This window comes from Corynebacterium sp. NML 120412, assembly GCF_002285155.1.
Taxonomy (GTDB): Bacteria; Actinomycetota; Actinomycetes; order Mycobacteriales; family Mycobacteriaceae; genus Corynebacterium; species Corynebacterium gottingense.
The window spans coordinates 219,093-227,456 of sequence record NZ_NSGL01000001.1; the positions used below are offsets into that span (position 1 = coordinate 219,093).

The following is an 8,364-nucleotide window of genomic DNA, read 5'->3' on the forward strand; positions in this document are numbered from 1 at the left end:
GACGCTACCGTGAACCCCACCAACCGACCACGTGGCGAGGACAGGGATTTCTTCCCCGTCCTCGCCACGATCTATTTCCAGCGCCGAGACCTCCGCAACCACGACGCGCGCGCCGAGTACTCCATGCCGCGGTTGTGCGCCACGGTGCCCGCCAGGTAGACGGCGGCGAAGAGGAGCGCGAGCGGCGTGAAGTCGCCCAGCATGCCCACGAGCAGGAGGACCGCGACGAGCAGGTGCAGGCTGACGCGGAGGACGGCGAGGATTCGGCTGGTGGTTTGCACGCGCACAAGCCTAATCAACCGATCGGTTGACTCAAGGTTCCACCGCTCGCCCGATGTGGAACGGTGCAGGTCAGGCAGATAATGGGGGCATGTTCGTTGGATTGAGAGAAATTGGAAACGCTAAGGGTCGCTTCGGCCTGATCATTGGCGTCGTGGGGCTGATCACTCTCCTCGTCGTCATGCTCACCGGTCTGACGGCTGGCCTTGGCAAGCAGAATACGTCGGCGCTTGAGGCGCTCAACCCGCACTCGGTCGTGTTCAAGGATATGGAGGAGCCCTCCTACACCACGTCCCGCGTGGGCCCGGAGGACGCGCAGGCCGGCGACGTCCCGCTGGGCACCGGCCAGACCCTGCTGTCCCGCGCGGACGGCACCGAGGAGTCCGTGGCCATCCTGGGCCTGCCGGAGGGCACGAGGCTGCCCAACGGCGAGGTGGTGGGCACCGACGCCGTCGCCTCCGAGTCCCTGGGCCTGACCCCGGGCGAGGAGCTCACCGTGGGCGGCGCGCCCGTGACCGTGGGCAGCACCACCGAGGACCTGGAGTACTCGCACTCTCCGGTCCTGTGGGTGCCCACCAGGGATTGGCAGGCCGCCATGCACACTGACGCCGAGGGCACGGTCCTCCTTGCCAGCGACGACCGCGGCATGAAGCTGTCCGACTCCTTCAACGCCCTGCCGGCCTACGGCTCCGAGCGCGGCTCCCTGCTCATGATCCAGGGCTTCCTGTACGCCATCGCGGCGCTGGTCATCGTCGCCTTCCTCACCGTGTGGACGATGCAGCGCACCCGCGACCTGGCCATCCTCAAGGCGATCGGCGCGTCGAACGGCTACCTGCGCAAGGACGCGCTCGGCCAGTCCGCCATCATCCTGGCGGTCGGCGTCATCCTCGGCGCCGCCATCGCCACCGGCTTTGGTGCGCTCGTCGGCGGCACGGTCCCGTTCACGCTCTCCGCGCTGTCCACGGTCGGCCCGCCGCTGCTCATCTGGGTCCTCGGCCTCGCCGGCGCCCTGTTTGCCACCCGCTCCATCACCAACGTCGAACCACAACTTGCACTCGGAGGTATCGCCTAAATGCTCACCATGGACAACGTCACCGTCACCTTCCAGGACGGCCAGGAGCGCCTCACCGCCCTGGACAACATCTCCTTCAGCGCCACCCCGGGCCACCTCACCTTCATCGTCGGCGAGTCCGGCTCGGGCAAGTCCACCCTGCTCTCCGCCGCCGCGGGCCTGCTCACGCCCGACTCGGGCACAGTGCTTGTCGACGATACCCCGGTCTCCACCCGCGTCCGCCTGGAAAAAATCGGCATGATTTTCCAGCAGGCCAACCTGATCGGCGCCCTCAACGTCCGCGACCAGCTCCTGGTCACCGACCACATCCGCGGCGTGAAGCCGCGGAAGGAGCGCGCCGACGAGCTGCTCGCCACCGTGGGCCTGGAGGGCCTGGGCGACCGCAAGATGCAGCAGCTGTCCGGCGGTCAGCGCCAGCGCGTCGGCATCGCCCGCGCGCTCATGGGCGAGCCGTCGCTGATCCTGGCCGACGAGCCGACCGCGGCGCTGGACTCGGAGCGCTCGCACGAGATCGTCGCCCTGCTGCGCAACCTGGTGCAGGACCGCAACATCGCCTGCGGCTTTGTCACCCACGACACGGAGCTCATCTCCTCGTCCGACGAGGTCGTCCGCGTGGCGGACGGGCAGGTTACCGCAGCTTCGGTCGCGAGAGCAGCGTAAGCACGCCGAACCCGCACGCGGCGAGCAGCAGCGTGATGAGGAGGGTGCCGGAGAGGTAGCCCGCGTCCACTGCCGCCGCGCCGAGCGCGGAGCCGGAGGCGATGCCGACCTGGAACGTCACCACGTAGATGGAGCTGGCCAGGTCCTGGTTGCGCTTGCCGGCGAACAGGAAGATGGTGGTGGCGACGGTGGGCAGCGCGCCCGCCGCGGTACCGAAGATGGCGATCATGATGAACATGATCACGCCCGAGCCGGTGTGCAGGCCGATCAGCCCGACGAGCGCGGCGACAATGAGCAGGATCCCAGCGAAGCCGTTGAGGCGGATCATGCGGACGTCGACACGATTGCCCGCGAGCACGACGCCGACGAGGCCGAACGCGCCGTACGCGCCGAGCCCGATGGGGACGAACGCGTGCCCCGCCGTGTTTTCCACGAGCAGCGCCAGGTAGGTGAAGGTGGCGAAGACCGCGGTGACGGAGAACGCCAGGTAGAAGACGAGCGAGGGAATGGCGGAGCGCTGCTGCTGCGCGGTCTCCGCCGGCGTCGGCGGGATGGCCGGCATGCTGGGCAGCGTCTTGAGCAGCAGCAGGAACGCGAAGAGGACTGCGACGCCGAGGACCCAGGTGGAGCCGCGCCACCCGATGAGCCCGCCGAGCGAGGTGGTGAGCGGGGAGCCGACCACCAGCGAGAGCGTGGAGCCGAGCGAGACCGCCGCGACCGCCTTGCCGGTCATGCCGCGCGGTGCCAGGCGCGCCGCCATGGGGTTGACCAGCGACCAGAACAGGCCGTGCGTGAGCGCCGCGCACACGCGGCCGACCACGAGGACCCAGTAGGTGTGCGCGATCGCCTGCAGGACGATGCCCGCGAGCAGGAAGCCGAGCGTGGCCATGAAGAGGGGGCGTCGGTTCACCTGGCGGGTCGCGGCCATGAGCGGGATGGTCACGATGGCGACGAGGCCGGCGTACACACTCATCAGGAGGCCGATCTGGCCCTCGGAGACGTTGAGATCCGAGGCCATCGGGGAGATGAGGCCGACGGCGAACATCTCGAACGTGACGTAGACGAACGCCGCGAAGCTCATCGCCGCGAGGGGGACCACAGGGAATTTCTGGGATTGGGATGTCTGCAGATCGGTCACACGAACAATCTAGGCGTAGAAATGCGTGTACGCGAACGCCCCGTAGCCGAAGATACCCAGCAGCATGAGGACCCCGGCGATGATGGGGATGATGTCTGTTTCCGGCTGCGGCGTTTCGGTCGGCGTTTCGGTCGGTTCCGCGTGGTCCGCCTCACACTGCGCGTCCTGCTGGTCAAAGTAATTGGCGTAGCGGTCGACGGCGCGCAGGTTCTCGTACGTCGCGGTGGAGGTGAGTGTGTCGGCCCAGCGCGTGGCGTCGGCAAGCGTCAGGCCCGGGAACTCTTGGGTGAGCTGCTCGGCGACCGCCTCCGGGTCGGTGGCCACGCCGGTGGGGGCGAACCAGTCCGGGGCGTCCTTGCCCACGGGCACTTGGCCGTCGGTGGCGACGAAGTCCTTGTAGTGCTCGACCTCGGTGATTTGCGGGTTGTGGGTGGTCTGCGTGGGCGAGTGGCGCTGCAGGTACCAGTTGGCCACGGACTCGGGCAGGCCGAGGTCGGCGAACGCCTCGAGAGCGTACGCGTGCTCGGTGGTGGTGGGGTCGGCGAAGTGGGCGTCATCGATGTAGATGCCTAGCGCTTCCTCGAGGATGCGGCGGCGCACGCCGGACTCGACGCTGCGCACCTCGGGGAATGCCTCGACGAAGGATCCGTAGCGGGCGTAGATGAGGTTTGCCTCGCGCTCGAGGTAGAGGTGCGCGGCGTCGCTGGCCGCACCGAAGGCCTCCGGCTCCATGGTGAGCGTGCAGGTGGCCGCGCTCGCGGCGGGAATGGGCGCAACGGCAACGCCACCGCAGACCAGTGCGGTCGCGGTGGCGAGTGCGGCGAGCGTTCTCATCGGTGCCCTGCTCGGGGTCTAGCCAAGGAAGGAGAAGGCTGCGCCGCCGATGGCTGCCAGCAGGGCGAGCACGATAGCGGCGATGATGCCGGAGTCAACGGAGATGTGCTTGCCGGCTGCGGCGGCGGTGTCCACCTTGGGCTCGTTGTCCTGCCTGTCGGTCGGTTCCGATGCGGTGTGCGACTTGGTGCGCGAGGTGACGGAGACGTTGACGGTGGTTTTGCCGTTCTCCCGCACGACGGTGGTCGTCGTGCCGTTCTCGGTGCCGTTTTCGTGCTCGGTGCGCTCAGGCTGGTCAGTCTGCTCAGTGGTCAGCGGGTTCTGCTCTGCCGAGGGAAGCACGTCCGCGCCCTGGTCGGTCTTCTCCGCCGCGCGCTGCGCGTCGGGGTTTGCACCGTCGGTGGGGAACAGGACGATGGCATCGCCGCCCTCTGCGCATTCCTGGCGGGCCTGCTGGAAGACGGACTCGAATGCGGCGCCCTTGCGGTAGTCGGACAGGGCCTCCGACTCCACGAAGGCGTCGGTCCACGCGGCCGCGTGCTCCGGGCTCAGCTCCGGGAACTGGGCCTTGCGTTCCTGCTCCAGGACGGCCAGCGGGGCGACCGGGCGGAAGGCGGGTTCAGACGCGGCATCCTGTTCCGAAGCGGTGATGGTGCCCGCGTCGAGGGAGTCGTGCACGTCGTCCCAGAATTTGACCAGCGCGATGTCCGGCTCGGTGGAGACAGCGAGGCTGTTCCACAGGTGGGAGAAGTACCAGAAGGACGCGTCGTGCGAGACACCGGTTTCTGCGGAAATCCGGTCGGCCCACGCGTTCAGGTTGTCCATCAGGTTGTCGTTGAAGGACTCGCGGCCGCCGTTCTCGTAGGCGTCCTGGAACTCGGCGGCGATGTCGCCGGCGGCAGGGAACGCGACCTCGAAGGCCTGGCGCCAGTTGTCATCCTGGTTGAACTTGGTGGAAGCGAACGCGACGCGCTCGTATTCCTGCTGCTCCTGGCTGTTTAGCTGGATGTGGCACGAACCAGAGTCGTTGCTACCAACAGTTGCGCCCTGCGCTTGTGGCGCAATGACAGCGCACGCGCCCAGGGCGACGGCGGTGGCTGCTGCTGCGAATCTCTGATTGTTGAACACGCTGATTATGTTACCTGAGGAATACATAAATGGAAGCATTTGCGTGAGCCGTGTTCGCTTTATAAAAACGGTAATGACCGTGTATATTGACATAATCCCAGGCAGGAGCTGTGGATTGATATAGTATTATTAAATATCGCCTGTCAATAGTTTAAAAAGCGCCCCTATATGGGGGTGGCTCCTTAATGGTCCAGATCGAGGTAGCCGGGCTGAACCTGAGAAGTTACACCATTGTAATTCTTAGACACCCTAACCGCGGTACCCTTACTCGTATGCAGCTACAGCCGCTCCAACCGCCGGACTGGACGTCGCGCAACGGACGCACCTACCGGACGATGACACAGTACGACGCTCGGCACCTCTCCGTACTCGTGGTCCTCATTCTCTGCTGTGGCATCCTCGTCGTCGCGGCCCGCAACCTGCCCCGCAATGTGGTCAAAGCTGCGCGAAAGGTCGCCGGCGCCGTCCTGGGCATCCTTGTGTTCGCCTACTACTGCTGGGTCCTCGCGCCGAGCAACATCGTGTGGGACGAAACCGCCCCCTTCCACATCACGGACTTCCTCCGCGTTATCACCCCGACGGCGCTGCTCACCGACAATCCCACCGCGACCGCGCTCTCGTATTATTGGGGTTTCCTCCTGAACCCCATGGCACTGCTCTTCCCCGACATGGCGTACGTCCAGGACTTCCCGGGCCTGCAGGAATTCGCGTACTGGTTCTTCCACAGCGCCGCCCTCGTCGTCCCGACGGTGCTCACCTTCGGCCTCGGCTACCGCCCCACCTGGCGCGACTGGCGCATTACCACCGCCATCACCGTCGCTTGGGCCGGTTTCGCCGCCACCGCCAACCGCATCACCGGCGGCAATTATGGTTTCCTCGCCGGCTACCCGCGCGGCTGGTCCATCCTCGAGCTCTTTGGCAAGTGGCCCTACTACCTCCTCATCGTCGTCCCCGGCGTCCCAGCGGTCTGGGCCGCGATGACCTGGGCGAGCGCTTATCGACGCCCCGCCACCGCCTGAGCCACGTCCCTGGCAAAAGGACTCACGCCACCCAGCGTGGCCGCGCCAGGCCCGTTGATGCGGTTGTAGCCCACAAACCACAGCCCCGGGGTGTTGCGGTCCAGGCCGCGTACCGGCCCGAGCGCCGGGCGGAAGCCCGTGGCCCACACGATCGCCTCGACCCCAAGTGCCGAAACCTCATCAAGCGTGTCCGGCATCGTCTCCGTGCGCATCAGCCCGGCGTCGCGGGCGCGGCGTACCTCGGGCACCACGACGATGTCGCCGCCGAAGTCGGCCCCGCCCGGGTCCGGCTTGCCCTGTGAGATAGCGACGAAACGTTCACGGTTGCGGCGGAACAAGTCCGAACCATCCACGTCATCCGGCATGAAGCGCGGCGCGTGGCGGGTCAGCCACACCACATCAACCCCGCCCAGCGCCAGGTCAGCGGTGATCTGCGCACCGGAATCGCCGGATCCCACCACGGCGACGCGTTTGCCCGCCAACTGCTGCGGGTTGCGGTATTCGGAGGCGTGCAGCTGCACTCCGGGGAACGTGCCCGGGTAGTGAGGCACGAACGGGACGTTACCGGTGGCCATGATCACGTTGCGGGCGGTGACGCGTTGGGGGTGGAGGGTAAACGTGGCGTCGTCAAGCGAAATGCGCTCCACGTGCTCACGAACGACGGGGAAGCTGTAGCGCTGCTCGTAGCGCGTGAGGTAGTCCACGACGTGGTCGCGTGGCGGATAGCCGTCGAAGGCGGGCATAGGCCAGCCGGGCAAGTTGGAAAATTCTGCGCGGGAAAACAACGTGAGGTTATCCCAGTACGTCGGCCAAGCGCCGGCAGCACGGTCGCCGAAGATGGTGAAATCCACCTTGTACTTGCGCAGGTAGTAAGCGGTCGCGAGTGCAGATTGGCCACCACCGATGATCGCGGCATCAAGCATTGTTCGCCTCCAGAGTCGTTGTGGTCAGTAGAGCGGTAGCCTCGCGGACAAACGCGGCGATGCGGCTCGCGGGCGCGGTGGCATCGCCGTACTCGGTAGCGGAGGCCAGCTTCGCGGCCACGGCGTGCACGGTCGCGGCCGCGATGAGCGAGGAAGTCTCCGCGCAGCGGGCCAGGTGCGCGCCCGCGATCCCGGCGAGCACGTCGCCGGAGCCCGGGGTGGCGGCCCAGGAGTGCCCGGCGTCGAGGCCGTAGACGAGGTGGCCGTCGGAAATCAGGGTGGCTCGGCCCTTGCGCAGGACATCGCAGGCGAGGTGAGCGGCGAGGGCGAGCGTCTCCTCCATCCGCGAATCCGCAGGAAGGCCCGCCGCCTCGCGGAGCCGGGCGAACTCGCCGTCGTGCGGGGTGAGCGCCGTGTAGGCGTCGCGCCCACGCAGGGCGGACAGGAGGTCGGGGTGGGTGGATAGCAAGGTGAGCGCGTCGGCGTCGAGAAGCAACGGCTCGGGGGCGCTGAGGAGGGCGCGCAGCTCTGCGGCCGCCGCCTCGTCGGTGCCCGCGCCGGGGCCGAACACCCAGGCCTGGACTCGGCCGGACGCATCCACGGAATCCGCGACGACGACCTCGGGGTGTGCGCGCACCACCTCGGCGGCCTGCGGGCCTGCGTAGCGCACCATCGCCGGGGTGGCGTTGACCGCGCCCGCCGTGCACAGCAGCGCCGCGCCCGGATAGGTACTACTACCTGCGCGGATGCCCACCACGCCGCCGGAGTATTTGTCGTCGGACGCGCTGGGCTCCACCGACGGCACGGGTGCAGGGAGCAGGGTGCGCATCCCCTCAGGGAGAGGGAAGTCCGGGGTGACGGCGCGGTTCGCGGTGAGCAACGGCGGGCCGTCGGCGGACCACAAGGGCAGCGTGTCCACGAGCGTTTCGTAGAGGTGGCGGCCGCCGATCCCGATGTCCGCAATCAGCTGCACCCCGCACGCGGCGGAGAGCACGTGGGCGCGCCGGAACCCGCCGAAGGTCACGGTCGCGTCCGCGGTGACGTGGAGCTCGCCGCCCTCGCCTGTGTCGGCGTCGATGCCGGAGGGCACGTCCACCGCGAGCACCCGCGTATCCCGCAGCGCCTCCACCACCTCCGCGTATTCCGCGCGCAGTCCCGCAGTACCACCGATACCGGTCATGCCGTCGATGGCCAGGTCATACGCGCAGTCAACGCGCTCCACCACGGTCCCGCCCGCGTTGCGCAGCGCCGCCAGCGCCCGCTCCTGCGCGCGGCCCGCCACCAGCAGCGCGTCCACCCGGTAGCCGGACA

General features: G+C 67.7%; 9 protein-coding genes. 3 read left to right on the forward strand and 6 right to left on the reverse strand.

The features are described from left to right. Window positions 1-71 precede the first annotated feature (71 nt). Window positions 72-281, reverse strand: a complete 210-nt coding sequence (locus CKJ84_RS00865) for a hypothetical protein (RefSeq protein ID WP_143340294.1) — start codon at window positions 279-281, stop codon at window positions 72-74. 89 nt (window positions 282-370) lie between these two features. Between CKJ84_RS00865 and CKJ84_RS00870 the strand changes: the two genes are divergently transcribed. After that, window positions 371-1,351, forward strand: a complete 981-nt coding sequence (locus CKJ84_RS00870; RefSeq protein WP_095545654.1) for an ABC transporter permease — start codon at window positions 371-373, stop codon at window positions 1,349-1,351. After that, window positions 1,352-2,011, forward strand: coding sequence for an ABC transporter ATP-binding protein (locus CKJ84_RS00875; RefSeq protein WP_095545655.1), 660 nt, complete (start codon window positions 1,352-1,354; stop codon window positions 2,009-2,011). It abuts the gene before it with no gap. On the opposite strand, the gene CKJ84_RS00880 is transcribed toward CKJ84_RS00875, so the two are convergent. The 3 genes from CKJ84_RS00880 to CKJ84_RS00890 form a co-directional block, all read right to left on the reverse strand. After that, window positions 1,980-3,092 (reverse strand): MFS transporter, encoded by a 1,113-nt coding sequence (locus CKJ84_RS00880; protein WP_095546365.1) that lies wholly within the window; start codon window positions 3,090-3,092, stop codon window positions 1,980-1,982. The genes CKJ84_RS00875 and CKJ84_RS00880 overlap by 32 nt on opposite strands. Window positions 3,093-3,158: 66 nt before the next feature. Beyond that, window positions 3,159-3,983, reverse strand: a complete 825-nt coding sequence (locus CKJ84_RS00885; protein WP_095545656.1) for a hypothetical protein — start codon at window positions 3,981-3,983, stop codon at window positions 3,159-3,161. Between the two features lie 18 nt (window positions 3,984-4,001). Then, entirely contained in the window at window positions 4,002-5,111 is a 1,110-nt protein-coding gene (locus CKJ84_RS00890) for a hypothetical protein (RefSeq protein ID WP_095545657.1), read from the reverse strand. A 272-nt stretch (window positions 5,112-5,383) separates the two neighbouring features. Here CKJ84_RS00890 and CKJ84_RS00895 point away from each other — a divergent pair, with 272 nt between their 5' ends. Continuing rightward, window positions 5,384-6,130, forward strand: a complete 747-nt coding sequence (locus CKJ84_RS00895) for a TIGR02206 family membrane protein (protein WP_095545658.1) — start codon at window positions 5,384-5,386, stop codon at window positions 6,128-6,130. Here the strand turns inward: CKJ84_RS00895 and CKJ84_RS00900 are convergent. Further along, complete coding sequence (locus tag CKJ84_RS00900; RefSeq protein ID WP_095545659.1) at window positions 6,106-7,053, reverse strand: NAD(P)-binding domain-containing protein; 948 nt, start codon at window positions 7,051-7,053, stop codon at window positions 6,106-6,108. The two genes, CKJ84_RS00895 and CKJ84_RS00900, sit on opposite strands and share 25 nt — an antisense overlap. After that, window positions 7,046-8,364 (reverse strand): bifunctional ADP-dependent NAD(P)H-hydrate dehydratase/NAD(P)H-hydrate epimerase (locus tag CKJ84_RS00905; protein ID WP_095545660.1); only part of this gene is annotated, 1,319 nt, incomplete at its 5' end. The genes CKJ84_RS00900 and CKJ84_RS00905, both read right to left, overlap by 8 nt.